The 23753-nt window shown below is 68.5% G+C and carries 26 protein-coding genes and 2 pseudogenes; 10 read left to right on the forward strand and 18 right to left on the reverse strand.

The annotated features are described in order from the left end of the window. Positions 1-390: 390 nt before the first annotated feature. Entirely contained in the window at positions 391-756 is a 366-nt protein-coding gene (locus ACIRP2_RS37845) for a hypothetical protein (protein WP_404258311.1), read from the forward strand. Beyond that, the gene (locus tag ACIRP2_RS37850; protein WP_404258312.1) at positions 753-1790 is read left to right on the forward strand and encodes an ImmA/IrrE family metallo-endopeptidase; all 1038 of its coding nucleotides are present in this window, start codon (positions 753-755) and stop codon (positions 1788-1790) included. The genes ACIRP2_RS37845 and ACIRP2_RS37850 overlap by 4 nt, the downstream gene beginning before the upstream one ends. A gap of 272 nt (positions 1791-2062) precedes the next feature. On the opposite strand, the gene ACIRP2_RS37855 is transcribed toward ACIRP2_RS37850, so the two are convergent. After that, positions 2063-2911 carry an NmrA family NAD(P)-binding protein gene (locus ACIRP2_RS37855; protein WP_404258313.1) on the reverse strand — a complete coding sequence of 283 codons (849 nt, stop codon included), beginning with the start codon at positions 2909-2911 and terminating at the stop codon, positions 2063-2065. Then, positions 2908-3333, reverse strand: a complete 426-nt coding sequence (locus ACIRP2_RS37860) for a nuclear transport factor 2 family protein (RefSeq protein ID WP_404258314.1) — start codon at positions 3331-3333, stop codon at positions 2908-2910. Before ACIRP2_RS37860 ends, ACIRP2_RS37855 begins: the two co-directional genes overlap by 4 nt. Before the next feature lie 86 nt (positions 3334-3419). Between ACIRP2_RS37860 and ACIRP2_RS37865 the strand changes: the two genes are divergently transcribed. Beyond that, complete coding sequence (locus ACIRP2_RS37865) at positions 3420-4031, forward strand: TetR/AcrR family transcriptional regulator (RefSeq protein WP_404258315.1); 612 nt, start codon at positions 3420-3422, stop codon at positions 4029-4031. A 291-nt stretch (positions 4032-4322) separates the two neighbouring features. Here the strand turns inward: ACIRP2_RS37865 and ACIRP2_RS37870 are convergent, their stop codons facing one another. The 3 genes and pseudogenes from ACIRP2_RS37870 to ACIRP2_RS37880 all read right to left on the reverse strand — a co-directional run bounded on the left by ACIRP2_RS37870 (position 4323) and on the right by ACIRP2_RS37880 (position 7373). Next, positions 4323-4946: an MBL fold metallo-hydrolase gene (locus tag ACIRP2_RS37870; protein ID WP_404258316.1), complete on the reverse strand. Its 624-nt coding sequence runs from the start codon at positions 4944-4946 to the stop codon at positions 4323-4325. 54 nt (positions 4947-5000) lie between these two features. Continuing rightward, positions 5001-6459 (reverse strand): annotated as a pseudogene (locus tag ACIRP2_RS37875) (NF041680 family putative transposase). 449 nt (positions 6460-6908) lie between these two features. Then, positions 6909-7373 carry a GNAT family N-acetyltransferase gene (locus tag ACIRP2_RS37880; RefSeq protein WP_404258317.1) on the reverse strand — a complete coding sequence of 155 codons (465 nt, stop codon included), beginning with the start codon at positions 7371-7373 and terminating at the stop codon, positions 6909-6911. A gap of 200 nt (positions 7374-7573) precedes the next feature. Between ACIRP2_RS37880 and ACIRP2_RS37885 the strand changes: the two genes are divergently transcribed. Both ACIRP2_RS37885 and ACIRP2_RS37890 read left to right on the forward strand, forming a co-directional pair. Further along, positions 7574-8029 carry a hypothetical protein gene (locus ACIRP2_RS37885; RefSeq protein ID WP_404258318.1) on the forward strand — a complete coding sequence of 152 codons (456 nt, stop codon included), beginning with the start codon at positions 7574-7576 and terminating at the stop codon, positions 8027-8029. A gap of 386 nt (positions 8030-8415) precedes the next feature. Further along, positions 8416-8895, forward strand: a complete 480-nt coding sequence (locus ACIRP2_RS37890; RefSeq protein ID WP_404258319.1) for a nuclear transport factor 2 family protein — start codon at positions 8416-8418, stop codon at positions 8893-8895. Positions 8896-8954: 59 nt separating this feature from the next. Here ACIRP2_RS37890 and ACIRP2_RS37895 read toward each other — a convergent pair whose 3' ends face one another. Next, positions 8955-9137: a hypothetical protein gene (locus tag ACIRP2_RS37895; protein ID WP_404258320.1), complete on the reverse strand. Its 183-nt coding sequence runs from the start codon at positions 9135-9137 to the stop codon at positions 8955-8957. Between the two features lie 206 nt (positions 9138-9343). Between ACIRP2_RS37895 and ACIRP2_RS37900 the strand changes: the two genes are divergently transcribed. After that, positions 9344-9550, forward strand: a complete 207-nt coding sequence (locus ACIRP2_RS37900; RefSeq protein WP_404258321.1) for a hypothetical protein — start codon at positions 9344-9346, stop codon at positions 9548-9550. Between the two features lie 100 nt (positions 9551-9650). Here ACIRP2_RS37900 and ACIRP2_RS37905 read toward each other — a convergent pair whose 3' ends face one another. The 7 genes from ACIRP2_RS37905 to ACIRP2_RS37935 all read right to left on the reverse strand — a co-directional run bounded on the left by ACIRP2_RS37905 (position 9651) and on the right by ACIRP2_RS37935 (position 16700). Beyond that, positions 9651-10265, reverse strand: a complete 615-nt coding sequence (locus tag ACIRP2_RS37905) for a TetR/AcrR family transcriptional regulator (protein ID WP_404258322.1) — start codon at positions 10263-10265, stop codon at positions 9651-9653. 101 nt (positions 10266-10366) lie between these two features. Next, the gene (locus ACIRP2_RS37910) at positions 10367-11275 is read right to left on the reverse strand and encodes an MBL fold metallo-hydrolase (protein ID WP_404258323.1); all 909 of its coding nucleotides are present in this window, start codon (positions 11273-11275) and stop codon (positions 10367-10369) included. A 53-nt stretch (positions 11276-11328) separates the two neighbouring features. After that, the gene (locus ACIRP2_RS37915; protein ID WP_404258324.1) at positions 11329-12294 is read right to left on the reverse strand and encodes a D-2-hydroxyacid dehydrogenase family protein; all 966 of its coding nucleotides are present in this window, start codon (positions 12292-12294) and stop codon (positions 11329-11331) included. Then, positions 12287-13624, reverse strand: coding sequence for an MFS transporter (locus tag ACIRP2_RS37920; RefSeq protein ID WP_404258325.1), 1338 nt, complete (start codon positions 13622-13624; stop codon positions 12287-12289). Before ACIRP2_RS37920 ends, ACIRP2_RS37915 begins: the two co-directional genes overlap by 8 nt. Before the next feature lie 392 nt (positions 13625-14016). Continuing rightward, positions 14017-14325: a transposase gene (locus tag ACIRP2_RS37925; RefSeq protein WP_404258326.1), complete on the reverse strand. Its 309-nt coding sequence runs from the start codon at positions 14323-14325 to the stop codon at positions 14017-14019. Between the two features lie 394 nt (positions 14326-14719). Continuing rightward, positions 14720-15766 carry an SgcJ/EcaC family oxidoreductase gene (locus tag ACIRP2_RS37930; RefSeq protein ID WP_404258327.1) on the reverse strand — a complete coding sequence of 349 codons (1047 nt, stop codon included), beginning with the start codon at positions 15764-15766 and terminating at the stop codon, positions 14720-14722. A gap of 133 nt (positions 15767-15899) precedes the next feature. Continuing rightward, the gene (locus ACIRP2_RS37935) at positions 15900-16700 is read right to left on the reverse strand and encodes an alpha/beta fold hydrolase (protein ID WP_404258328.1); all 801 of its coding nucleotides are present in this window, start codon (positions 16698-16700) and stop codon (positions 15900-15902) included. Between the two features lie 289 nt (positions 16701-16989). Between ACIRP2_RS37935 and ACIRP2_RS37940 the strand changes: the two genes are divergently transcribed. Next, entirely contained in the window at positions 16990-17937 is a 948-nt protein-coding gene (locus ACIRP2_RS37940) for a GlxA family transcriptional regulator (protein ID WP_404258329.1), read from the forward strand. Here the strand turns inward: ACIRP2_RS37940 and ACIRP2_RS37945 are convergent. The 3 genes and pseudogenes from ACIRP2_RS37945 to ACIRP2_RS37955 all read right to left on the reverse strand — a co-directional run bounded on the left by ACIRP2_RS37945 (position 17930) and on the right by ACIRP2_RS37955 (position 20369). Next, on the reverse strand, positions 17930-18814 hold the full coding sequence (locus ACIRP2_RS37945; RefSeq protein ID WP_404258330.1) for an ISAs1 family transposase: 885 nt from the start codon (positions 18812-18814) through the stop codon (positions 17930-17932). The two genes, ACIRP2_RS37940 and ACIRP2_RS37945, sit on opposite strands and share 8 nt — an antisense overlap. Before the next feature lie 158 nt (positions 18815-18972). Then, a pseudogene (locus ACIRP2_RS37950) lies at positions 18973-19583 on the reverse strand (ISKra4 family transposase); the annotation flags it as partial. Between the two features lie 177 nt (positions 19584-19760). Then, positions 19761-20369: a TetR/AcrR family transcriptional regulator gene (locus ACIRP2_RS37955; RefSeq protein WP_404258331.1), complete on the reverse strand. Its 609-nt coding sequence runs from the start codon at positions 20367-20369 to the stop codon at positions 19761-19763. 105 nt (positions 20370-20474) lie between these two features. Here ACIRP2_RS37955 and ACIRP2_RS37960 point away from each other — a divergent pair, with 105 nt between their 5' ends. Then, positions 20475-21668: an MFS transporter gene (locus ACIRP2_RS37960; RefSeq protein ID WP_404258333.1), complete on the forward strand. Its 1194-nt coding sequence runs from the start codon at positions 20475-20477 to the stop codon at positions 21666-21668. Positions 21669-21701: 33 nt separating this feature from the next. On the opposite strand, the gene ACIRP2_RS37965 is transcribed toward ACIRP2_RS37960, so the two are convergent. Then, the gene (locus tag ACIRP2_RS37965) at positions 21702-21920 is read right to left on the reverse strand and encodes a hypothetical protein (protein ID WP_404258334.1); all 219 of its coding nucleotides are present in this window, start codon (positions 21918-21920) and stop codon (positions 21702-21704) included. Then, positions 21896-22522: an IS630 family transposase gene (locus ACIRP2_RS37970; protein ID WP_404258335.1), complete on the reverse strand. Its 627-nt coding sequence runs from the start codon at positions 22520-22522 to the stop codon at positions 21896-21898. Before ACIRP2_RS37970 ends, ACIRP2_RS37965 begins: the two co-directional genes overlap by 25 nt. A gap of 76 nt (positions 22523-22598) precedes the next feature. On the opposite strand from ACIRP2_RS37970, the gene ACIRP2_RS37975 reads away from it, so the two are divergent. After that, the gene (locus ACIRP2_RS37975; RefSeq protein ID WP_404258336.1) at positions 22599-23114 is read left to right on the forward strand and encodes a winged helix-turn-helix domain-containing protein; all 516 of its coding nucleotides are present in this window, start codon (positions 22599-22601) and stop codon (positions 23112-23114) included. After that, a complete protein-coding gene (locus ACIRP2_RS37980) occupies positions 23111-23749 on the forward strand; it encodes a transposase (RefSeq protein ID WP_404258337.1) in 639 nt (212 codons plus the stop codon). Before ACIRP2_RS37975 ends, ACIRP2_RS37980 begins: the two co-directional genes overlap by 4 nt. Positions 23750-23753: the final 4 nt, after the last annotated feature.

A 23753-nucleotide genomic window follows, 5' to 3' on the forward strand; every position in this document is an offset into this window, starting at 1 on the left:
GCTCGCCTTCAGCCAGGGCCCCTGCCCCTGCTGGACGCAATCTGCGATCTGTCCGGCCAGCCTCGCGACCGACTCCTTCGCGCGCTTCCTGATCTGCGGCCACCCGGGCCCGACGACAGCGAGCCCATCGCCAGCCTGCGGCTGGTCCGAAGCGGCTGGAAGCTCCACCCCGCATGCAGCCGCTGCCTGATGAGAAAGGGCATCACAGAAGTACTCCCCAGATGCTGGCACTGGGCTCCGGTCAGCACACGGCTCTGCCTGCGGCACGGACAGTGGACAGCTGACCGTGCCAAGCAATTCGCTCTCCGCCCGGTCCCGGAAGTTCTCCAGGCCCAGCGCCGACACCATCGACTGAGCCGTCAGCATGGCTGGGGTCCGGTCGTCCTCGCCATGCGCGCGGCCACCACCGTGATGAACGGCTGGTTCGAGTACGACGCTCTCGTGCAAACCCGGCACGCACGGATGTCCGCCCTCTGCGGACCCGACTGGCGGGCCTACGACAACGATTCGATGATCATCGCCAGCACCTACCCCGAAACCGTTGCCCTGGGCGGCCTGCTGGCCGCACCCGGCCTGCGAGACCTGCCGTTCACAGGCCACCCAGCAGACATGCGGCGCTTCATCGACGAGGTCCGAATGCGCGTCCTGCCCGGGTACCAGTACGACTACGACGATCAGCAGGACCCGCTGGTGCGCTGGATCGCACAGGAGCACCGCCGGCGCACGCTCCCCAATCCGATGGCCGCTTGCCCATGACGGTGATCCCCGCGTTCACCGGAAAGCGCCTCATCCTCGCACGGCACCGCCGTCGGATGACGCTGGCTGCGCTCGCCCGCGCCGCCAAGCTGACAACGCACAGCATCACTCACTTCGAGAACCGCCTGAAGTACCCGTCACCCCAGTCACTGGACCGGCTGGCTGGCGCTCTGGACGTCACCCCAGAATTCCTCTTGGCACCGCCGCCCCGCCAGATCCTGCCTGAAACGATGAGCCTGCGAAGCCCGACCAGACTGACCGCGCGCAAACGGCACAGCGCCGTCGCTGTCGCCGAGCTCACCGCCGCCTTGGTCTCATGGATAGAAACGCACCTGTGGCTGCCATGCCCCAACCTGCCCTCCTGGCCACAGCACGACCCCGAGAACGCCGCCGAGTGCCTACGGGCCCACTGGCAGATGGGCGACGCCTCCAGCGGCCCGCTGACACCGCTCCTCGAATCACACGGCATCCGCGTCTTCGCTCTCCCGCCCGACTGCGGCGACGTCGGAGCGTTCTCCACACGCCAGACTGGGACAACATTCGTCTTCCTCCCACCCCATCTGGACGGCGAACAGGCACGGCAGCACCTCGCACAGGAACTCGGCCAACTCGTCCTTGGCCACAATCGGCCAGGCCACCGAGACTCGCGCCCAGCGGCCGTCCAGTTCGCCTCCGCGTTCCTCATGCCCCGCACTGCCGTCGTCGCCTCGATGCTCCGCACAGCCACTCCCGAACGCCTGACCGCAGCAGCCAGCGCCTGGGGCGTTCCGACATCCGCCGCCCTCCACCGCCTGCATGACCTGGAACTACTACCGGAGTGGTCCCACAGAACCACCCTGCAGGGACTCGGCGACGAGACGCCCCCCTCCAACCAGCCCGAACCCGCTCACGTTGAACGCAGCCACTTGTTACCCAGAGCCGTGGCTTACCTTCGAGCCCGCGGGCTCCCCGTCGACTCCGTCGCGGAGTTAACCGGCCTTCACCCCGACGACCCTCCATGCTGGCCGACGACGATCGGCCCAGCGGTTTCTTAAGTCCGGGGCCAGTAGGTACAAGCCCTCGGGGGGCGCCTGCCGCCGGGTAGAAGTAGCCGTGCAATACGTCTGCACGGGAGGGACACCCGTGAGGTGCGCAGGGCATCACGGAAGCAGGCGACACCGCGCTGGTAGGCGTGGTCCAGCCATCGCAGTCGCCGGAGGTGATCTGGGAGGCGGTTGCGACGACTTCACCGGCGTCCGAGCCTCCTCAGACGGCCAGGCCGAGATTATGCAGGGTCTCAAACCGAACGGCTGATCGCCCTGGAACATCATCCGCTGGATCGCATCTCCCTCTCGAGGAGGGCTCGGAAGGTGCGTGGGGGCCGACTGGTGAGGCGCTGGACGGTGTCGGTGGTGCGGTCCTCCGCCCCTTCGGCGATGGCACGGTCCATGCCGGCCAGCATTGCGGCGAACTCCACCGGCACCTGCGTCGTGAGGCGGTCGCGCATCTGCTCGTAGGACAGGCGGCGGTGGACGACGGGCCGACCGGTGACCTCGGTGATGATCGTGGCGATGTCGTCGTGGCTGAGTGCCTCGGGTCCGGTGAGGATGAGATCGGTGTTGGGGGCTTGTTCGTCGGTGAGAGCGCGCACGGCGACGGCTGCGATGTCCTCGGCGTCGACGAAGCCGACTCGACCGCTCGCAGTGGCGGTCCAGATGATGCCCTCGTCGCGGATGCTGCGAGCGTGCGCGTGCGTGCCGGTGAAGTTCTGCATGAACCACGAGGGCCGCAGTACCGCCCACTGTTCGAAGAGATCGGGCAGGGCCTGGTGCACCGTTCCCACCGCCGGGCCGCCCTCGGGGATGGCCGAGGAGCTCAGCAGCACCGCGCGGTGCACGCCGGCGGTGCGGGCCTGTTGGAGGAACGGCAGCATGGTCGTCGCGGGGTCGGGGTCGCCCAGGGGCGGTATGAGGTAGACGCGGTCGACGCCGTCGAGGGCGGCCGCGTGGGTGGCGGGGTCGTACCAGTCGAAGGGGAGTGGCTCGGCGCCGGCGACCGGGGTGGCTCGGCGGCTGGCGGCTTTGACGCGGTGACCCGCGGCCGTCAGCTGTGTGGTGGTGCGGCTTCCGGTGGTGCCGGTGGCGCCGATGACCAGGGTGGTGCCGGTGGTGGTCATCGGCTGCTCCTGGTGAAGTCGGTGCCGGGTTCCTGGACGGCGAGGGGGTTCCAGTAGTCGCGGTAGGAGGTGAGGTGCCCGTCTCGAACGGTCACAACGGCGATGTAGGTCATGTCGAAGGGAGCGTTGCTGTCCACCAGGCGACCGATGCCGCGCATTTCGACCACGATGGTCTGTGGATCGGTGGTCTGGTGGATTCGCAGGTCGGGGAAGTCGTGCAGGTCGATGTGGTCGGGGTAGTGGCGCATGTAGGCGGCGATGGCCTCTTTGCCCTCCAGGCGCCGGGGCCAGCTGTCGGGGGCGAAGGGGAACTCCATGAGGCCGTCCTCGGCCCACAGGGCGACCCACGCGGCAATGTCCTTGTTGAGCAGCAGTTGAAGGCTGTGGCGGTATAGATCCGCTGGGGAGGTCGGTGCGGACATGGGTATCCTCCAGTCATAGAATCCGGACCCTGGGTCCGATTCGACGATATGGACCACGGGTCCGTTTTGCAAGTGGAAGGAGTGGCATGCCCGAACGCCAGTCGTCCCGCAAGGACGCCATCCGCAACCGGGAGGCCGTGCTCGCGGCCGCCGACGCCCTCTTCACTCGCCGCGAGAGTCCCGAGGACGTCACCATGGCCGACGTCGCGGCAGCGGCCGGCGTCGGCAAGGGCACGCTCTTCCGGGCCTTCGGCGATCGCGCCGGGCTGCTCCGCGCGCTGTACGAGGCACGGCTCGAACCGATCAGGCAGGCCGTCGAGACCGGCCCACCACCCCTGGGGCCCGCGACCCCACCGCAAGATCGCGTACCCGCCCTGCTCGATGCCATCCTGTGCTTCAAACTCGACAACCGGCGCCTCGCGCTGGCCCTGGAGGAAGGCGGGAGCAGCAGCCCGTACCAGGCGGAGCACTACGAGCGGTGGCACAGCCTGCTGCGAGCCGTACTGGAGCAGATCCCCGGCCTGACCGACAGCGACTTCACCACCCACGCCCTGCTCGCCGCCACACGAGCCGACCTCGTCGAGCACCTGGCCGGAGAAGGGCGCATTCCGCGGGAAAGAATGCGGGCACAGTTGGCGAACTTCGCCACCAGAGTCCTGGCCTGCGGTCCACTGCAAGGGTTGACCGCCGAGGAGTGATCGAGGATCGGGCAAGTCCTTGATCAGCGAAGCCTCGCAAACGACCGGCAACGAAGGTTGGGACAGCTGCACACGCGTAACTCTGGGCGACAACGTCTCCTGGGATTTCGTGAACTGCGGTCTTCACCATGATGTGCCTACCCCCTGGTCACCGAGGCGCGGCGCGAGAATGTCGAACGGGACGGGACAACCTTCTCCGCTTTTGGAAGCCCTCGGGGAACCTGCACGTCATCCACCATCCCCGGGCCGAGAGGCGGTCGAGCCGTTGCTGCTCCGCTGCTGCCCAACGGACTACCCGTTCGGGGTCGAGAGGCGCGCCGTGGCCGACGTGGAGCTTGGTGGGGCCGAGGGCCAGCATTTCGCGCAGGCGCGCCAGGTTGCCGAGCCGATCGTCGTGGAAGGGCGGATTGCTGGGACGCCCCTTGATGACGCCCAGCAACGGATGGCCACGAGATCTCCGGCTACCAGGTCGCCGGTGTCGGTAAGGACGGAGACGGAGCCGGCCGTGTGGCCCGGCGTGGGCATGATGCGGGCCTCGATACCGAAGTCCGCCGAGCGGGTCTCACCACGGATGAGCACGTTCGGTTCGAACGGCTCGGTGGTTTCGCGCGCCCTTGAGGTGCGCACGAACAGACGCCCGAACAGCCCGATAGGCAGGTAGGGCTCACTGACCCCGCCCGCTCGGTAGATGCCGAGGTCGGCGATATGGCCTGCGATAGGTGCACCGGTCAGCCGGCTGAGTTCTGCTGCGGAGCCGAAATGATCGACGGGTCCATGGGTGACGACGACCAGGCGGACGTCCTTGGGGTCGACGCCGTGAGCGACTACCCGGTCGTAGATCAGCTGGCCGCTGCCGGGAGTTCCGGCGTCGACGATGACCGGGTGTCTGCCCAGCAGCAGGTAGGCGTCGACCACGTGCCGACCGAGCACAGGTATGGCAATGACCTTGGTTTGGAGCTTGTTCTTTATCTACCAAGATCGGCCAGGTCTGCCGATGACCTTGAGGGTCTCGGGGCGTTTGACGGTTTTGCCGACGTCGTAGCGGGGAGCGGGACGGCGGTTCTTGGTCCCGGGTGGTCGTCCGGGGCCAGCGCCGCGTGGTTGGGGAACACGGGCAGGACAGAGCAGGTGGGCTCGGATGTTCCTGAACCCCCGGCGGACCCGGGCCGGGGTGAGGCGTTCGGGTCTGGTCGGCTTCTCCCAGGGCCGGCGGAGGTCGGCGTCCAGTGGCCGGGCGAGGCGGAGTTGGGTGTGGGCGACGACCATGAGCCAGGTCCACCGGTCCGCGGCCTCGGGAGTACGGGACCTTCGGGGTGGTCCAGCCGAGGATCTGCTTTCCGAACCTGAAGGTGTGCTCAAGATCGAATCTCCTGAGGAACACCTGCCACCACAGATCCACGTCTGCCGGGATGGCGCCGGTCCTGGAGGATCATAGCCATACCGGCGGTGCTTCCCGTTCCCTGGAGAGGCGCTCGACCTTCAATCGGACCAAGGTGCCCTCGACGACGAGGAGTTCACCGTCGTGCTCCAGCCAGGCTGAGCGGTGGGTCAGCCTCGGGTGGACCCGGTCCCCTGCCTGGGCTTCGGCCTTGCCGTAGTTGGTGGTGTCGGTGACGGTGGTGATCGCCGCCGTCGGCCAGGTCTCGGGTTTGGCGAAGCGGAACTCCTTGCCGTGCTTCGGAGGCCGCCCGCCCTGGGGATAGGCCAGGGCGTACTCCTTGAGCGAGGGCTTCGGCAGCCGCATCACCCGGTCGCGGCGGATCCGTCCGACCAGCTCGACAGGAAGATCCCGCAGGACCCAGGCCAGGCGGGTGACGTCGTAACCCGCGTCCATGACGATCGTGATGTCCGGGTCGCCGGGCGTCCACTGGCCGGCTGAGATGAGCCGCTCGGCCACGGCGCGGAGTTGGGTGGCGGTGACGGCGGTCGCATCGTCTTCGGGTCCGAGCCGGACCACGTCCAGGATCGACGTCCACGAGGTGGCGCCCGGTTCGAGGACAGCGACGAAGGAGTACGGCCAGCCCGGGATGAACTGGGAGGCGGACTTCGCCCGGCCGTAGACGTGGCAGAACAGCCGGTCTGCCGAGCAGGGCGCGTCCGAGCGCAGCCACGGCGACACGTCAACCGCCAGCACCAGACGCCCGCCCTCGAACCGGGGCAACGGCAGCCCGGCGAGCAAGGTCCGCAGCCTCTCGACGTCGATCCGGCCCCGGTTGAGAGCTCCGTACATCGCGCCGTGCCCACGCCGGTGCTCGGGCACCATCGTCAGGTCCACCGGCGAGGTGACCGGCCCGTCGACGCACAACAGCGCGTCGGCCAGTTCGAACAACTCGTCACGCCGGGCGGTCAGACACTCGTAGAACTCTGCTCGGAAGCGTGATGCTTCCGCGAACGCTTCCCGTCGGACATCCGGAGACACCACACTCATGACAATGGCTTTCGACTGGTTCTCCTCGTGACGGAGCACAGGATCAGACGAAGGCCGCCCTCATGTCCGGCGAATGCCCAGGTGAGTGACCTCGTTCGGGACACTGTTCGAGGCCAGAAGAAAAAGAACAAGGTGAGCGAGTGGCATGACGGCTCGTTCGGCGGCTGCAGTGTTGGCACATGATGGTCCATCAACTGTCGATGCAGCCGTACGACGACCGTCGTGACCACCCGCCGCACCCTCGGCATCGGCCCCGAGGCTCCTGCCTACATCATCCGTGCTTCCCAGGCCGACCTTCTCGACTCCATACCAGGCGTTCGCCTGCCCGACCTCTGCGAGTTGAGGGCCCGCAGCGTGGTCGGAGGCAACCAGCCCCCCGAACCACCAGCTCCTCGACGCAGCCTCGGGAACGGACAATCTGAGGCCCCAGTCATCACCCCTACCGGCGCTCAGACAACGGCCCGGCGATAAATCTGCCGTGAGCCGCCTTCCGGACCCGGCGCGGTAGCCTCAGCGGGGGTGAAACCAAGACGCTCGTAGAAGACTCGTGCTCCACTGGCGACGGCGCCCGGGTGGTCGGCCCCGAAGGTGACCACCTCGATGCTGCCCGGGCCCCGCACAAACCTCCGTATCGCGTCCATCATCAGCGCACGACCGACGCCTTTCCCGCGTGCCTTCTCCGCGACAACGAGCCAGTGGACGTGGTAAGTCGGGGCCTTCGCGCCGAACAAGAGACTGCCGAGAAGGTCTGACTCCGAGGAAACGGCGACCAGCGCCGTGGACCGTCGAATGTGTTTACCAACGGCATCCCGGAAACCGGGATCCTCGACCATCGGGCCGAACCAGTGCTCGACCTGGGCTGCCAGGCCAAAAAGGCCGGAGACATCCTGCTCTCGCGCAAGTCTGACGATCATCCGAGCAGTCTGGCAGACGAGGTAAACGTTGCGTGACAGCAGAAGACCGCCCCGGGTCCCAAGGACCAAGGCCGCCCTGCCTGGGCCTCGCAGAGGTCGTGACGGCCGCGGGCACGTGGAAGGAGGCACCTACGGCGAGGTCGTTCGGACGCGGCCGGCTCAGAGCCCTCGGCCTGGTCATCCGCCGCACCCTGCCCGCGATGGCCACCACGTTCGCCCTCTACGCCGCCGTCCAGATCGCGGTGCCGATGTGGATCCGGTCCCACCTGGCCGCCGCGGACCGGACCGTCCTGCCGATCGAGCCCGACGGCGCCCCCATCAGCATCCAGGACGGAGACAGGCAAATCGTCGCGCACCTCGAAGAAGTGCCCGGGGCCTGGGTCACCTCCCAGCAGACACTGAACGCCGCTGGTCAGCCGGCCTCCGTGCCGTCGTCCTTCGCCGATTGCCTGCGTACCCAGTCGGGCCCACCCACCCTGCAGCAGGTCGACCGCTGCATCGCCGACCTCGGCGCCCTGGGCTACAAGCAGCAGGTGACCTACCAGCCCGCCGGGAACTTCTGGGCCCTTCAATGGGCCGAGACCGGGCTCTACCTCAGCCTCGCCCTGGCCCTGACCGGGTTCTGCGCCTGGTGGATCCGCCGCCGAGTGACATGACAGACGCCAGTACCACTACGAGAGCACCCGCGAGGGGCATCCGGGACCGGCTGCCCCTTGCGACGTCAAGGGCCCCCGTTGACCCCCAAGGCTGGTACAGACACCGGCACGGGGGGCACCTCGACTCCGCCAGGGCCTGGCCGGAGGCGTCCGCCGGGGTGCGGGGACGGGGCACCGGGAGAAGCGGCGCGAGGCCGAGCTGCTTTTCCATCTCCGGGCGGAAGGTGCCGTTGATGAGGCTTCACGAAATCCCCACGGCCGGTCTTCGCCTCAGTTCGTCTGCTGGAAAATCGAGTGGGGAGGGTGGGGAGCGAAGAGCGCTTCCTGCCGGTGCTGGCGCGGAAAAGCTGTGGCCCTGGGACCTGTTGGGGCTGATGAACAGGGGTATGGACGACAAGGTCATGCCCCCGGTCGAGCGGATGCTCGCGGAACGCGCCTGCGAGCGCATCATCGTGGACTTCATCCACCGCCTTGACCTTGGTGAGCCAAGTTCGGTGGCCGAGCTGTTCACGCCCGATGGTCTCTGGCACTGGCCTTTCGGGGACCGGCGCATCGAGGGGCGCGAGGCCCTGCGCGCCTACTTCGCCTCTCGCCCGGCGGACAGGCTGTCGCGCCGTCTGATGACGAACATCCTGGTCACGGTCGACTCCGAGGCGACAGCGCGAGCGGTCTCGTATCTGACGACATACCGGGTCGACGGCTACTCAGGTGGAATGATCGAGCCCAGGCTCCCGGCGAACGTCGGCCACTACGAGGACGTCTTCCAAAAGATCGACGGCGCCTGGTTCCTCGCCAGCCGCACTGTCTTCCTTCCCTTCGGCGGTGGAACGGAGCGCCTCCCCGTCGCGAATGCATCACCCGCCTGACGACACCGCTTTGCGGCCCGGTGACCGTCAGGCCGCCGGGCCGCGGTGATCGGTGAGGGTCAGTCGAAGCAGGCGCGAAGGACGTGGTCGATCTCGGGGACCAGTCGTTGATGGTGATGCTGTCGATCCAGCGATGCGGGATGTCGCTGGCTCAGCAGACGCTGTCGGGCTGGTCCACGGCGGTCGAGAAAAACGAAGGTGCGGGTGCCGTCGCTGTGGCTGGGGGTGACCAACTCGTCCACCCGCGCGAACGTGAAGGCCGGTCAGTGGGTCCACCGCAGCGGGACGATGTCGGTGCGGTGGTGCGGCATCGTTGGACGGGCGACCTCGGAGGTGGCCAGCAGGGCGACGATTGTGACGGACTGCTGGCAGTGGGGGCAGTTCCGGGTCGCGGTCGGTTCCAGCGGGTCGCGGACTGCCGCGGACTGCCGGGAGGCGGCACGGACCGGTGGCACGCGTCGCCGCCCGGGATGCGGCCCTGCGCGAGCTGGAGGACTTCCGCGTCCAGGCCGTCTCCCGGCTGGCCGCCCAGCACGAGGAGATCATTCGACTGCGCGCCCAGGGGGCCCGGGGGGGCCGGGCGGCAGAGGCGGGCAACGTGCGGCGTCTTCCGGGCGCCGGTGACCGCACAGCGCCGTTCGGCTCCTGCAGCTGACCGGGCTCGGCGCTGGTTGGTCCGCCCGTTCGCACCGGCGGACCAACCAGCGTCAGGACCCCGACAGCACAGCGGAAAGGTCAGCAGGCGTTTTGGTCGGTCAGGCTGCCTGTCCCTGTATGCGCCAGGCAGCGAGGAGGGCGTCAGCCGAAGCGTGCAGTTCGCGGGCGGGCGTGCCGTCGCACACCTGGGTGGAGACGCCGAGCAGGAAGCTGTGGATCATGGTTGTGATGCCGTCCACGTCTGTTTCCCCGGCGAGTTCTCCTGCGGCAACGCCGCGGACGACACACGCCCTGATACGGGCTCGGTCCACCGCACGGCGTGCCGCCGCCGCCCGGCGCACGGCAGCATCGCGGTCCCCGGGGGCCCGGACAGTACCCGACAGGGCGACGAGGCAGCCGCGGGGGTGGGAGGTGTCGGTCTGCATGTCAATGGATCTGTGCAGCATCTGAGCGACGGCCTCGCGCGGGCTCAGGGCCTCGTCGTCGATGACGTCGTTGACGCTGCCCGGCCCGGCGATGTAATGCTCCATCGCCCGCTCGAACAGGCCCTGCTTCGAGCCGAACGCGCCATACAGGCTCGCCGAGGAAAGCCCCGTGGCCTCCAGGAGTTGGGCCATCGACGTCGCTTCGTAGCCCTGCTCCCAGAACAACCGCATCGCGGCCTCCAGGACCCCCTCCATGTCGAAGATACGGGGACGGCCGATGGGGGCCACGGGACACCTCCTACCATAACGGAACGACTATTCCAGTTTAGCGGGCGCAGCTAGGCGGCGTGGCCGGCGGTCCGTCTTCTCGTGAGCGGCCAGAGCCGGCATCAGGAAGCATCTGTCTCGTCGTTCCAGGGGCGCCAGAGGCCGGAGCTGTCGACGGTTCCCAGCTGTTGGTCGGCGAAGTGGACGCCGAAGCCGTAGACCCCGTCCCGCGCGAGGCGCTCCACGAGTCGGCGTCGCGACTGTTCGGCCTCGTTCCGGTCGGTGTCGAGGACCACTTCCCAGTCCGGGTGCTGGACCTGGACCGGTGAGTGCATGGCGTCGCCGAAGGCCACGACCTCCCGGCCGTCGCCGGTGTCGAGGATCCAGGCGGTGTGCCCTGGGGTGTGCCCGGGAAGGGACCACGCGCGGACACCGTCGGCGATCTCGGTCCCGTCGGTCACGACCACGGCGCGTTCGTCCTGGCCGGCCAGTATCGGGCCGTCCCCGGGCGCGACGCTCTCCAGCTCGCCCTTCCCGACCATCCACCGCGCCTTCGTGAACAGGCTCCGCGGATCCTCGACCGCGTCGGGCCGGGCCCATCCGGTGTGGTCGCCGTGGAGGTGGGTGATGGCGACCATGTCCAGCTCGGCCGGGTCCACGCCGAGGGCGACCAGTGACTCCGGGAGGTCCTGCACATGGCCGAAGGCGTGCTGGAAGTGCTCCAGGTCCTCGCCCGATATGCGGCCATGGCCGGTGTCGATGAGCAGGCGGGTGCCGCCCCTCTCGACGAGCAGTGCCCCGCATCCCATGGGCAGATGGCCCGCCTCGGTCATCTGCGGGCGGTGCGGGTGCCAGTCCTCCTCGACGGAGGCCGGGTAGACCCGGGTCGGGATCATGTCGACGCCCGCGTCGGGAACGTAGCTCAAGGTGAGTTCGCCCAGGGTACGTGTCCAGATGACGGGGAACCGGATCCCGGAGTTCTCGCGGTCCTCGGCGCCGTTCGTCGCGGCGTGCCGCGCATGCGTTGCCATGAGGTCGTGCCTTTCGAGTTCGTGTGTGCGGTAAGCGGTGGTGAGCGGTCTGCTCACGGGGTGAGTACGCGGATCGGTTCACCGGCGGCGTACGCGAGGATGTCTTCCAGTGCGTCGGAGTAGAAAACGTCGTAGGCGCCTGCGGTGACGTAGCCCAGATGCGGGGTGAGTACCGTGCGCGGGGCGCCGCGCCACGGCGAGTCGGCGGGGAGGGGCTCGGTGGAGTACACATCCAGGCCGGCTCCGCCGATGGTCCCGGCGTTCAGGGCCGCGAGCAGCGCCTCCTCGTTGACGATGGGTCCGCGCGAGGTATTGATCAGCAGCGCATCCGGTCGCATGAGCGCGAGGTCGTCGCGGCCCAGGAGTCCGGTGGTGCGGGCGGAGAGCTTGAGGTGGACCGTCACCACGTCGGACGTGGCCAGCAGCTCCCGCTTGGTGACCGGAGTGACCCCGACGGCACGGGCGTGCTCGGCGTCGAGGTGGGCGCTCCAGGCGACGACGTCCATGCCGAAGGCGCGCCCCACGCGGGCCACACGGGTGCCCACGCCGCCGAGCCCGATGACGCCGAGGCGGGCGCCGTGCAGATCGCGCCCGACTGTCCGTTGCCAGGCACCCTCGCGTACGCCGCGGTCCTCGGCGGGGACGGAGCGGGCCAGGGCGTGGATCAGGCTCCAGGTGAGCTCGGCCGTCGAGATCAGCCCGGCCCCGCGCGTGCCCGACACCACGATGCCGCGCTGCTGGGCCGCCGCCACGTCGATGGCTGCGTTGACCGGGCCCGTCGTCACCAGCAGCCGCAGATTCGGCAGCCTGTCGATGACCGCGGCAGGGAAGGCGGTGCGCTCGCGCATGGCCACGATGACGTCGAACGGTTCCAGCGCGGCGATCACGTCCTCGGGGCCGCCCAGGGACTTGGTGAGGACCGTGAGTTCCGTACTGTCCGGCAGGGTGCTCCAGTCGGCGTACTGGAGCGCAACTCCCTGGTAGTCGTCAAGGATCGCCACTCGGCGGATCTCAGGCACAGCCAACCTCCTCACGGCGCGAGCTCACGCGGCCCGCGCCCGCCGGGCGCCCGGCGGGCGCGACGATGTCGTCGGCCGCCGACGGGGCGGCGAGCGGTTCGGCGGGGCTGGGATGGACCAGCTCCAGTATCCAGACCCCGGCCCCGGCCAGCGCGGTGACCAGGCCGAGCACGCTCACGCCCAGCCACCCGGCGAGCGGGTACAGCGCCGTGGTCAGCGCCGAGGCGACGGTGCCCCCGGCGAACGCGGACACCATGAGGGCCGTCGTCACCCGGCTCCGGGCGTGCGGGGCCCGGCGGTAGATCGCACTCTGGTGGCTGATCAACAGCGCCTGCTGGGCGAGGTTGAGGGCGATGATGCCGACGGTGAGCGCGATCAGGCCCACCGGTCCGCCCACACCGGCGACGGCGAGCACCGGCCAGCTGAGCGCCAGCAGGATCAGTCCGCCCGTGGTCACCTGACGGCCGCGCCCGCGATCGGTGAGCCGCCCGGCCTTCGACGCGGCGGCGGCTCCGACGACCCCGGCCAGACCGAACAGGCCGATGACGGCGGGGCCGAACTCGTACGGCCGGCCGGCCAGCAGGAACGACGACGCGGTCCACAGGACGGTGAAACAGCCCATGCCGACCGCGGCCAGAGCCATGCGCCTGCGCAGCAGCGATTCGCTGAGCACCAGCGCCAGCACCGAGCGCAGCAGCTTAGGATAGGCGGTGTTCTCCGACGGGCGGACGGGGCGCAGGACCAGGCGCAGGGTGAGTGCCAGGGCCGCCATCAGGAGCGCGGCGAAGACGAACACCAACTGCCAGTCACCGATCTGGGCGAGCACCCCGGCGACGGTACGCGCGATCATGATCCCGATCAGCAGCCCGCTCATCACCGTGCCCACCGCCGACCCGCGCTGGTGGTCAGGCACCAGCGTCGCAGCCATGGGTACCACGATCTGCGCCACTGCGGAGGTCACCCCGACCACCGCGATCGCGATGAGCAGAAGCCCCAGCGACGGGGACGCCGCCGCACCGAGGACGGCGAGCGCACTCAGGCCTAGCAGCGCAGTCACCAGACGGCGCCGCTCCAGCACGTCGCCCAGGGGCACCAGCAGGGCCAGCGACAGCGCATAGCCGACCTGCGAGACGGTGACCACCAGGCCGACGGCTCCCTGGGACACTCCGAGCGCCCGCGATATCACGGGCAGCAACGGCTGGGCGTAGTAGATGTTCGCCACCGCCGCACCGCACACCGTGGCCAGCAGCAGCACCATCGCCCGGCTCAGGGGGGGAGGGTTGACGCTGGGCTTGTCCGCAGGTGTGGCAGGCGCTGTGCGAGTCCGCACACCGCCGTCTCTGCTAAATTCTGGATCGTTCATGCCGTAAGTCTTGCTGGGGCTGTGCGCGCACGTCAAACGATTTACGGATGGATCGATCCGAAAGTGAGGAAGCCCACCTCGGAATACGGGCGGGCGGCGGGAGGCGCCGCGCAAAGATCGGCCGACTCCGTCGCCTTGGGCGCTCAACCCTCGTCCGCCGCCGATCGGGCTGCACGCGAAGAACGGCACCCAGGCAACGCAGCAGCCTCCGGGCCAGGACGCCGCCCCACTGGCGCCCGCAGGCATGGTCGCCCGGGCCCGCCGGGCTATGGAGACCGCCCACGCCTGGGACGGAACCCTCCGCCAGTACACAGCCATCCACTACGCGGCCCTGTATGCGGCTGACGCTGTGCTCGCCGTCAGGAAACGGCCAGAGCATCGGCACGGACGCCGCGCACGTGTCCTGAACAAGTGGAAGGTTCACGCAGCCGGTCGTGCAGTTCGGCAGCCAGGCCCGTGTCCCGCCAGCGGGCGAAGAAGGCGTACACGCGCGGCCGGGGCGGGAAGTCCGCGGGCATCGCCCGCCACTTGATCCCGTTGTCGACCAGGTAGCGCACCGCGTCGATCATCTGACGGTGGCAGTAGCCCTCCGGCCGCCCGCCCCGGCCCGTCATCCAGGCCGGAAGCGGCAGCAGGTCCCGCACCAGCACCCACTCGGCGTCGCTCATGTCCGACCCGTACCGGGGCCGGCGCCCCGGCCGGTCGGCCGCGTTCCCGAACCTGTGGGCGAGACAGTCACACCCAGGAGTGGACGGACTGGACCCGGCAACCGTCACCACGCGACACTTCGACAACAGGGCCTCTTGCTCCTCGCGGGACTCGACATCCGCGAGCTACCAAGAGGCCCTTCTTCTATGCACCAGCAGACTCACCCAGACCAGGCCGCCGTTCGAATCCCGCCGACCACCCGAGCGGTTGGAGAACAGCCAGTGAGGCATTGAGGAACTCCTCAGCAGTCACGAGGTGGGGATGTCCGGGCCGCCAGGCGATGGCATTGATTCGCATGCCCTCTGTCCTTGGGAGGGGCGGCCTGTGAGTCTGTGCGCAGGCCGCCCGAGAGGGTCAGACGAAGAACGGGTCGTCCACGACGTGGACCCAGCCTCCGTCCGGCTGGCGTCGAAGGATCTCGGTGGTGGTGGAGATCACCGGTTCCGGTCCGGCTCCGGTGAGGGTGGCGTGGTTCGACACCAGGGCGACATCGTCGACCTGTCGGATGTCGCGCAGTTCGAGCTTGAGGCGGGCGCCGTTGTCGACCATCTGCTGCATGGCCGCGCGGATGGCGTCCGTGCCCTCCAGGTGGGTTCCGGGGGCGGGGACGAAGTGGGCGTTCGGCTCGTAGAGCGACACCAGGCCCTCTACGTCGCCTGCCTCCAGGTACTCCATGAACAGGGTGGCCACCTGCTCGGGCGTTTCGGCGCGGCGCCGGGCGGTGGCGCCGACCGGCTTGTCGCCCCAGCCGGCCGCGGCGAGCAGGTCGTACCAGCCGGGATAGGCGCCGTAGGGCAGATGGCGGCGCAGAAGGTCGCCCGGGAAGGTCATCGGTGATGCCTTCTGGGGTTTGGTCTTGGCCTGGGTGAGGATGGCGTCGCTGAGCGCGTAGCCCAGGTCCTGACGCGGGAGCAGGGCGTGCACATCGTCGGCGAGGCCGGAGGGAAGGCTCTCCCGCTGGACTCCGAGGATGTCGGTGCCGATGCCCGCCTGGGCCAGCGCCACCTCTGTGCCCTTCCGTTCGGCGATACCGTCCGATGTGTGCAGGGCGATGGCGTCCCAGGCGATGGCGATACGCCGTTCCTCGACACCGCGTTCGCGCAGGAATGCCGCTGCGGCGTCTGCGCCGTCGACTTCGAAACGGTGGTCGCCGTTGCCCTCCTCGCTCAGTCCGATGTCGTGCAGGACACAGCTGAGGAACAGCAGCTCGTCGTCGTAGTCGGTGCCGGCGCGCAGGCCCTGGTTCTGGGCATGGGCGCGGGCGAAGACGTAGCTGCGGACGCTGTGATGGAGCAGGAAGGTGGGCGTGAGCCGTTCCACATGGGCGTATGCGTCCTGGGCGAGGCTCGTGTCGGGGAGACCGAGCCGCTCGAATATGGACGGGCGGGTGTCGGTGGTCATGATGTGTCTCTTTCTGCGGTGGCCGGGCGCGCTGCCGCGTGCCGGGTATGGAGGGCGATCGCATGGCACGTGGGGGTGATGGCACGGCCGATCGCCCCTGCCGGGGGATGTGCGGCTGGAGTGCTGTGCCGGTTTACAGCTGGGCGACGAAGGCGCTGATGTGCGCGGCCACCTGGTCGGGCACTTCAAGGGGCGAGAGGTGCCCGGTGTCCTTCAGGACGGTCAGTGAGGCGGTCGGGATCAGCGGCAGCAGGTGGTCGGAGAGCACGTTCGGCGGGTCGACCTTGTCGTGGCTGCCCGCGAGAACCAGCACCGGCACCTCGATGGCGCCGACGCCGGCCGACACGTCCTGGACCAGGCCATGGCGCGGCCATGCGAGACGGGCCTGGTCGACGCCGCGCAGACTGTCCTCGGCCACCTGCCGGCGCAGCTCGGGAGTCAGCCCGCCGTGGGTGAGCATCAGGTCGATGCTCTGAAGAACCGCCTCCTCGTTGTCGTAGGCGTGGGAGACCGTCTCCTGCGCTTGCTCGGTCACCCCGACCGGCGCGGGCGGGGCGGGTGCCACCAGGACGACTCCGGCCAGGCCCTCGGGCTTGCGTGCGGCTAGCATCTGGGCCACCTTGCCGCCCATGGAGTGCCCGACGAGTACATAGCGGGAGTGTCCGAGCGCGTCGATGACCCGCTGCGCGTCGTCCGCGAGCTGTTCCAGGTCGTAAGGTCCCGGCACGCTCGTGGAGTCGCCCCATCCGCGATGGTCGTAGGCCACGAAGCCCTGCTCGGGGTCCAGAAGCTGCAGCACCGGGATCCAGGTGCGCCGTGACCCTCCCCAGTAGTGCAGGAAGATCAACGCCGGGCCGTCGCCCTCGCGGACGTGGGCGTACACCTTGCCGCCCTGCACGTCGAAGAAGCGGCCCACCACGTTCTGTGAAGTCATTGTCGGTTCCTCATCCACGGCCGGGGCTCTCGGACCGCTCTACCGGTGTGTCGAGCCGGTTGCCCCGCGCTCTGCATTCGATACTTCTTCGAAACCTTCCTTCCGGGCCATGGCTCATATGCCGAGATGCGCATTTTTTGGGCCAGGGTGGCACGGACGGGCCATCGTTTTCCGGCCGCACGAACTGCCGAGTGAGCAGCGGGGATCTTCTTGAGGAAGCCTTGGAGCCGATGGCAGGGAGGTCGCTGGCCCTGCCTGCAGAATCAGCGACGGTCGTAATATTGCAGCCATGAGCAAGCATCGAGTCACGGTTCTGGCGGTGGACGGTGTGCTGCCCATGGACCTGGGCATTCCCACGCAGATCTTCAACGCCCGTCCGAACACCCCCTACGAGCTCACCGTGTGCGGCGACACGGAGGACTCCGTGACCACGAGCGCCGGTTTCACTCTCGGGCTGACCGCGGGACTCGAAGCACTCGCCGAAGCGGACACGATCATCGTTCCGGGCTTCGAGGACTACCGGCGCCCTCCCCACCCACGGGTGAGGGGTGCTCTCAAGCTCGCCGGCCGCGCCGGGATACGCATCGTCTCCATCTGCACCGGCGCCTTCGCCCTCGCCGCGGCCGGACTGCTCGACGGCCGCACCGTCACCACCCACTGGGCCAGCGCCGACGACCTCGAAGAGCTCTATCCCCGGCTGCGCGTGGACCGCAGCGTCCTCTACATCGACAACGACACCATCCTGACCTCCGCGGGCGTCACGGCCGGCATCGACCTGTGCCTGTACCTGGTCCGCAAAGATCTCGGTGCGGCCGTCGCCAACGACATCGCCAGGGAACTCGTCGCCGCCCCGCACCGTGACGGCGGACAGGCCCAATACATCTCCAGGAGCCTGCCTGCGCCCCAGGCCACCACACTCGCCGACACCCGCGAATGGGCCCTGCGCGGCCTCGAGGAAGACCTCACCCTCCCCGAACTCGCCGACCACGCCGGCGTCTCCCCACGCACCCTGACCCGCCTGTGGCGCCAGGAAACCGGCATCAGCCCCCACCAATGGCTCGTGACAGCCCGAGTCAACCGAGCGCGCGAACTCCTGGAGACCACCGACCTCCAGGTGGAACAGATCGCCACCCGGTGCGGACTCGGCAGCGGCGCCAACCTACGCGCCCGATTCCGCGACGCCCTCGGCACCACGCCCACCGCATATCGCCGCGCCTTTCAACACCCAGTTACCTGACAGGGCGGGCCACCTTCTTACGGGCGCCGGGGCAGTCGATGTGAGCGAAGGCGGCGGTCTTGAGCCGGCGGATCTCGTCGCGGTGGTGGGCGTGGTCGCGAGTGCGGTGCCCGAGCGGGATGTCACGCCAGGGCAGCTTCCTGACCTGGGCGTACAGGCCCGGATGGTTCTTCTTCACGACGGCCACGCAGTGCGCGCCGCGACTGGTCAGATAGGCCCCGTGGTCGTGCTGGGTGTGCAGGGCGTCGGCGGTCATCACCGTGTTCTCCAGCTCGAGACCGTCCAGCAACGGCGCGAAGGAGGGGATCTCGTTGCTGTTGGAAGCGACCTGCCGCTGGGCCAGGACCACGCCGTGGTGGTCCATCGCCGCCAGCAGCTGGATCGCCGCAGCCGCCCGGGTTCGCGATCCGCGGACCACCTTGCCGTCGACCGCGATCACCCGTCGCACCGGCCCTTTCTCCGCCTCCGGCTCGATTGAGGGCGGCGGCGTTCTGGCCTGCAGATACGCGCTGATCGCCGCGTCCAGGGCGTCACCGTCCACACGCTGCAGCAGGCGGCGCACGGTTGCGGCGTGCGGCACCGGTCGCAGACCGGTAAGTGGATCGGCGGCGAAGCCGAGGACGCCCAGCACATGCTGCGGGACATCCGTGATCCACTCGCTGACAGCGATGAGCGAGCGAGCCCCGGTCAGTACCGCCGAGACGGCTGCGCACAGCAACGCGAGGGCCGGATACCGCAGTCCGCGCGCATCGCGGGGATCGGCGACCAGGATCAGGAAAGGCCGCAGGTCAGCGACATCGCTTGAGGCGAGGGGATCAGTCGGGGAGCCCAGTTGCTCCAGTGCTGAAGGGATGGGCGATGATGTTCGGGCAGGCACGGTCTCGCTCGGTTCTCATGGGCCTCGACAACCACATGATCACCAGCACCGTGCCTGCTCCGCTCTCCCGGGCCCCTTGTCACACAACGGACATGACGCCACGTCACTCATGAGACCGGCGAATCGGACCAATCCTAATCACGCAATGCCCCTGCTCAGCGGGCACCTGTCATATCGAGCCGGTCACCAATGAGATGCCTGCATGCGCCCTCGATCGAGCCGGTCGCGATGGGCCAGCCGTTGTCCAGGGCGGTGTCGTAGTGGAGTTGGTCGAGGTGTCCGGTGAGGTAGTGCACGCAGGTGGCGACGGTGTCGCGCCGGGATCCGGTGAGGTGTTCCCGTTCGGCCTGCAGGGTCATCTCGTCGGCGACGCGGGCGTCCTGTCTGTGCAGGATCGCGGTGAGCTTCTCCGCACGAACGTTTCCGCCGCCGGGCCGGCGATCGGATGGAACGCGTGGGAGGCCGTCCAGGCGTACTCGGCAACGTGCGCGAAGTCGATCAAGGCATTGATCTTCACCCTGTGGCGAGCCGCTTCGGCCTCGATGGGGTCGAACTGGTGGCGGGCGCCGCCGACCAGGACGAACCAGGGCCGACGGCGGCCAGGGCCGCGGTCGCTTGCCTGGGTGAAGGCCTGGGCGATCACATCGGCCGGGTCGTGGATCAGCGAGGCGGTGCACCAGCGGTCCGCGGCCTTGGGCCCGGGGACCGCCTTGCGGCGTCCGCTGCGACCGCCGGGCGGACGGGCGATGTCGTGCGGGCGGCGTGCTGCTCATATCTAGTGGCTCGGCTCACATCGTTGGCCGGGTATTCGACGGGTTGTCCGGCAGTCGGCAGGCCAGGGCGACCAGATGCGCCGCCGGTTGTCGTACGCGATTCACGCCGCCTGAAGTCGTGCGGTTCCAGGGGCTGTGCGTGGACCGATGTCGACGTGTGGTGCGCGTGAGCGTCAGCGTCCCTGTGCGCCCCAGTTCGCGAGCACGGCGTCGGCCGCGGCGTGCAGATGTCGTGCTGAGGTGCCGTCACACACCTGTGTCGAAATACCGAGCAAGAAGCCGTGGATCATTGATGTGACGCCGTCCACGTCGGTGTCTTCGGCGAGTTCCCCGGAGGCGATGCCGCGTACGATGCACGCCCTGATGCGTGCTCGGTCCGCTGCGCGGCGCGCCGCTACGACCTTTCGCGCTCCGGCCTCGCCCGCTCCCGGTGCCCGGACCGTCCCCGAGAGGGCGACGAGGCATCCACGAGGGTGGGACGTGTCGGTCTGCATGTTGATCGACCCGTGGAGGAGTTGGGTGATGGCCTCGCGGGGACTTACCGCCTCGTCGGCCACGACATCGGTGACGCTGCCCGGCCCGGCGATGTAGTGCTCAACGGCCTTCTCGAACAGTCCCTCCTTCGAGCCGAAGGCGCCGTACAGACTCGCGGAGGACAGCCCTGTGGTCTCGCGGAGCTGGGCCAGCGATGTCGCTTCGTAGCCCTGTTCCCAGAACAGCAGCATGGCGGCCTTCAGGACGGCCTCCATGTCGAAGGTGCGGGGGCGGCCGACGGGGGGCACGGTGGACCTCCTCTATTACGGACTGACTGATCCAGTTTGACGCGCACAGCACCCCCTGTCAATATCGGATCGTTCAATCCATAACTAGTGGAGGTGTCCGCCCCGATGACCACAACGTGCCCCACGCCGGTCAGCGAGCGAGCGCACGAGTCGTTCCCCATTCCGGCGCTGGTGGTGATGGCGTGTACCGGATTCATCGTGATCATGACCGAGACGCTGCCGGCGGGGCTGCTCCCGCAGCTCGCTGTTGGACTCGACGTCTCCGAAGGCGGCGCCGGCCAGCTCGTGAGCGCCTACGCGATCGGAACGGTCCTTGCGGCGATGCCCGCGATCACGCTGACGCGCGGGGCACGGCGCAAGCCGCTCCTCCTCGCGGGCCTGCTCGGGTTCCTCGTCGCGAACGCCGTCACCGCGGTATCGCCGTCGTTCGCCGTAGCTCTTGTCGCCCGGTTCGTCGGGGGAGCTTTCTCCGGTCTGCTGTGGGGCATGCTCGCCGGATACGCCCGGCGTATCGCCGCACCTGAGCACGCCGGGCGTGCCCTTGCCATCGCCATGACCGGAACCCCGGTCGCGCTCTGCGTCGGAACCCCCCTTGGCGCCTGGCTGGGTTCGACGGTCGGGTGGCGCTGGTCCTTCGCCGCGATGTCACTGCTCAGCGTCATAGTCATGGTCTTCGCGAAGTTCCTCGTGCCCGACGCCCCGGGGCAGTCGTCGCAGACACGCGTTCCGCTCAGCCGAGTGCTGGGCATTCCCGGCGTGGCGACCATCCTCGCCGTCGTATTCGTCTGGATGCTCGCGCACAACCTGCTCTACACCTACATCGCTTCCTATCTGCAGCAGATGCGTCTCGCGCTCCGGCCCGACATCACGCTTCTCGTCTTTGGCGTCGCCGCGCTCGGAGGGATATGGATCACCGGCGTGTTCATCGACCGCGCACTTCGCAAGCTCACCCTGGCGAGCGTGACCCTGTTCATCGTCGCCGGCGCGTTTCTCGCCGCCGCGCAGCAGTCCACTGTGCTCGCGCTACTCGCGATCATCCTGTGGGGCCTCGCGTTCGGCGGCTCGGCAACGCAGTTGCAGACCGCCATGGGGGAGGCCGCGGGCGAGAACGCCGATGCAGCGAACGCGATGCTGACGACATCCTTCAACATGGCGATCTTTGCGGGCGGTGCTGTGGGGGCTGTGGTCGTCGACGGCGTGGGCGCACCAGTTCTTCCAGCCGGGATGATCGCTCTCACACTCATGGCGCTCGTCACGGTCGGCTTCGGCCGACGCTCGGCATTCCCCGCAGGGCGTTGATCGAGAACTGACCGGGCCACTCGTCGTGGCTTGTCATGCGGCCTTGGACGGGTATTCGGTCCACTGGCGGATTGGCGAGTCGGGGGCGAAGCTGGTCTTGGGCTCGGCGCGGGCGTTGCGCCAGCGGATGTAAGCGGCGATGGAGGCGTTCTGCTCCTCGTGGGTGCGGCGGTCGGTGCCGTTGAGGGCGAAGCATCGCAGGGCCGCGAACTCCGATTCGATCCAGTTCAGCCAGGATCCGCAGGTAGGCAAGAAGACCAGCTCGACGTCGTTGGCAGCGGCCCAGCTGCAGACCGCGGTGTGTTTGTGGGGGAGGAGTTGTCCAGGACGACGTACAGCTTCTCCCCAGGCCAGCGGGAGCGCAGGGTCTGGAGCAGACCGAGGAACTCTCGCCACCGTTTGCGCTGCCGGATCCTGTAGTAGATCTTGCCAGTGGCCAGGTCGAGGGCGGCAAGCATGTGCATCACGCCGCCGTACCGGTTGTAGGTGGCCCGCAGCCGACGGGGCTTGCCTACTGGACGCCAGGCCCTGCCCTTGCGTGGCTGAAGGTTGAGAGGGCCGCGCTCGTCGACGCATATCACCCGGCCGTCGGCCGGCGGGGTGTCGTACAGGGCCAGGACCCGGTGCATCTTGGCGATGAAGTTCGGATCGGTAGAGGCTTTCCACGTAGTCGTGGCCTGCCAGGAGACCTTGCCGGAGCGCAGGATGCGACGCAAGGTCTCCCGGCTAATCTTCGGTACCACGTGCCGTTGGATCAGGTGGTCGGCGAGCTTGGACAGGCTCCAGGTGGCAAAGCCAGTGATGCCCCAGTCGGCGGGGGACGTCCGAGCGATCAGGTAGATGTGCTCGCGCACCCGCTCACTGATCGTCCTACTGATCTTTTCGTGAGTTCGGTGGGTGTGGTGGGTGTGTGGGTGGGAGGCTGTCGGGGTGGCTTATGCACCTTCTCCTTCAGTTGGTGGTTCCTGTCTTCCTCCTTTGTCGCGGCCTGAGTTGGCGGAGGCGCGTCGTGTTCGTGCGGTTGAGTTGTTCGAGGGCGGTGTCTCGAATGCGGAGATCGCGCGGGCGGTGGGGGTGTGTGCGGAGAGTGTGCGGCGTTGGCGGCGGGTGTGGGAGCAGGGCGGTGCTTCGGCCCTGCGGCGGCGGGCGGCCACCGGTCGTCCGCCGAAGCTGGACGACGCCCGGGTCGAGATGGTCCGGGCCGCGTTGGAGGAAGGTGCCCAGGCTCATGGTTTCGAGGTCGACCTGTGGTCCCTGGAACGCGTCGGTGCGGTCGTCACCCGGGTGACGGGGGTGGTGTTGTCGAGGGCATCGGTGTGGCGGCTGCTGACCGGCCGGCTCGGATGGAGCCTGCAACGGCCCGAGCGGCGGGCGGTCGAGCGGGACGAGTCGGAGATCGCCGGCTGGATCGCGCACGAGTGGCCGCGCATCAAAAAGGGGCCGTGAACACACGTGCCTGGATCGTCTTCCTCGACGAATCAGGCGTCTCTCTGCTCCCTCAGATCCGCCGCACCTACGCACCCCGAGGTCGGACCCCGCTCCTGCGGCACCGTCTGAACCGGAAGCGCGCGTCGATGGCCGGGGCTCTGGGCTACCACTCCACCGACCCCGGTCGCGGGGCCCGCCTCTGCTTCCATCTCAAGCCCGGCAGCTACGACACCGCCACCCTCATCGAGGTCCTGGAGCAGATGAAGGTGTTCTACCGCGGCGAGCGTGTGGTCCTGGTCTGGGACGGCCTGTCCGCCCACTGGAGCCGGGCGATGCGGGCCTGGGTCGCCGAACAGGACTGGCTCACCCTGGAACGATTACCCGCCTACGCTCCCGAGCTGAACCCGGTGGAACTGCTGTGGTCCTCGCTCAAGAAGCGTGAACTCGCCAACCTCGCCGGCGACCACCTCGCCAACCTCGCCGGCGACCACCTCGCCAACCTCGCCGGCGACCACCTCGCCGATGTCGCCGACGCCACCGAGCAAGGCATCCACCGCATCAACACCAATCCCCGACTTCCCTGGTCATACCTCGCCCATACGGGCCTGACCATCCACCCACCACACCCACCGAACTTACGAAAAGATCAGTAGGGTG

The organism is Streptomyces sp. NPDC101194 (assembly GCF_044767885.1).
Classification (GTDB): domain Bacteria; phylum Actinomycetota; class Actinomycetes; order Streptomycetales; family Streptomycetaceae; genus Streptomyces.

Coding starts and splice junctions, on each gene's coding strand:
- ACIRP2_RS37845 (WP_404258311.1), top strand. CDS start 391: ATGCGCGCGGCCACCACCGTGATGAACGGCTGGTTCGAGTACGACGCT.
- ACIRP2_RS37850 (WP_404258312.1), top strand. CDS start 753: ATGACGGTGATCCCCGCGTTCACCGGAAAGCGCCTCATCCTCGCACGG.
- ACIRP2_RS37855 (WP_404258313.1), bottom strand. CDS start 2,911: ATGACCACCACCGGCACCACCCTGGTCATCGGCGCCACCGGCACCACC.
- ACIRP2_RS37860 (WP_404258314.1), bottom strand. CDS start 3,333: ATGTCCGCACCGACCTCCCCAGCGGATCTATACCGCCACAGCCTTCAA.
- ACIRP2_RS37865 (WP_404258315.1), top strand. CDS start 3,420: ATGCCCGAACGCCAGTCGTCCCGCAAGGACGCCATCCGCAACCGGGAG.
- ACIRP2_RS37880 (WP_404258317.1), bottom strand. CDS start 7,373: ATGATCGTCAGACTTGCGCGAGAGCAGGATGTCTCCGGCCTTTTTGGC.
- ACIRP2_RS37885 (WP_404258318.1), top strand. CDS start 7,574: ATGGCCACCACGTTCGCCCTCTACGCCGCCGTCCAGATCGCGGTGCCG.
- ACIRP2_RS37890 (WP_404258319.1), top strand. CDS start 8,416: ATGGACGACAAGGTCATGCCCCCGGTCGAGCGGATGCTCGCGGAACGC.
- ACIRP2_RS37910 (WP_404258323.1), bottom strand. CDS start 11,275: ATGGCAACGCATGCGCGGCACGCCGCGACGAACGGCGCCGAGGACCGC.
- ACIRP2_RS37925 (WP_404258326.1), bottom strand. CDS start 14,325: ATGAGCGACGCCGAGTGGGTGCTGGTGCGGGACCTGCTGCCGCTTCCG.
- ACIRP2_RS37930 (WP_404258327.1), bottom strand. CDS start 15,766: ATGACCACCGACACCCGCCCGTCCATATTCGAGCGGCTCGGTCTCCCC.
- ACIRP2_RS37935 (WP_404258328.1), bottom strand. CDS start 16,700: ATGACTTCACAGAACGTGGTGGGCCGCTTCTTCGACGTGCAGGGCGGC.
- ACIRP2_RS37940 (WP_404258329.1), top strand. CDS start 16,990: ATGAGCAAGCATCGAGTCACGGTTCTGGCGGTGGACGGTGTGCTGCCC.
- ACIRP2_RS37960 (WP_404258333.1), top strand. CDS start 20,475: ATGACCACAACGTGCCCCACGCCGGTCAGCGAGCGAGCGCACGAGTCG.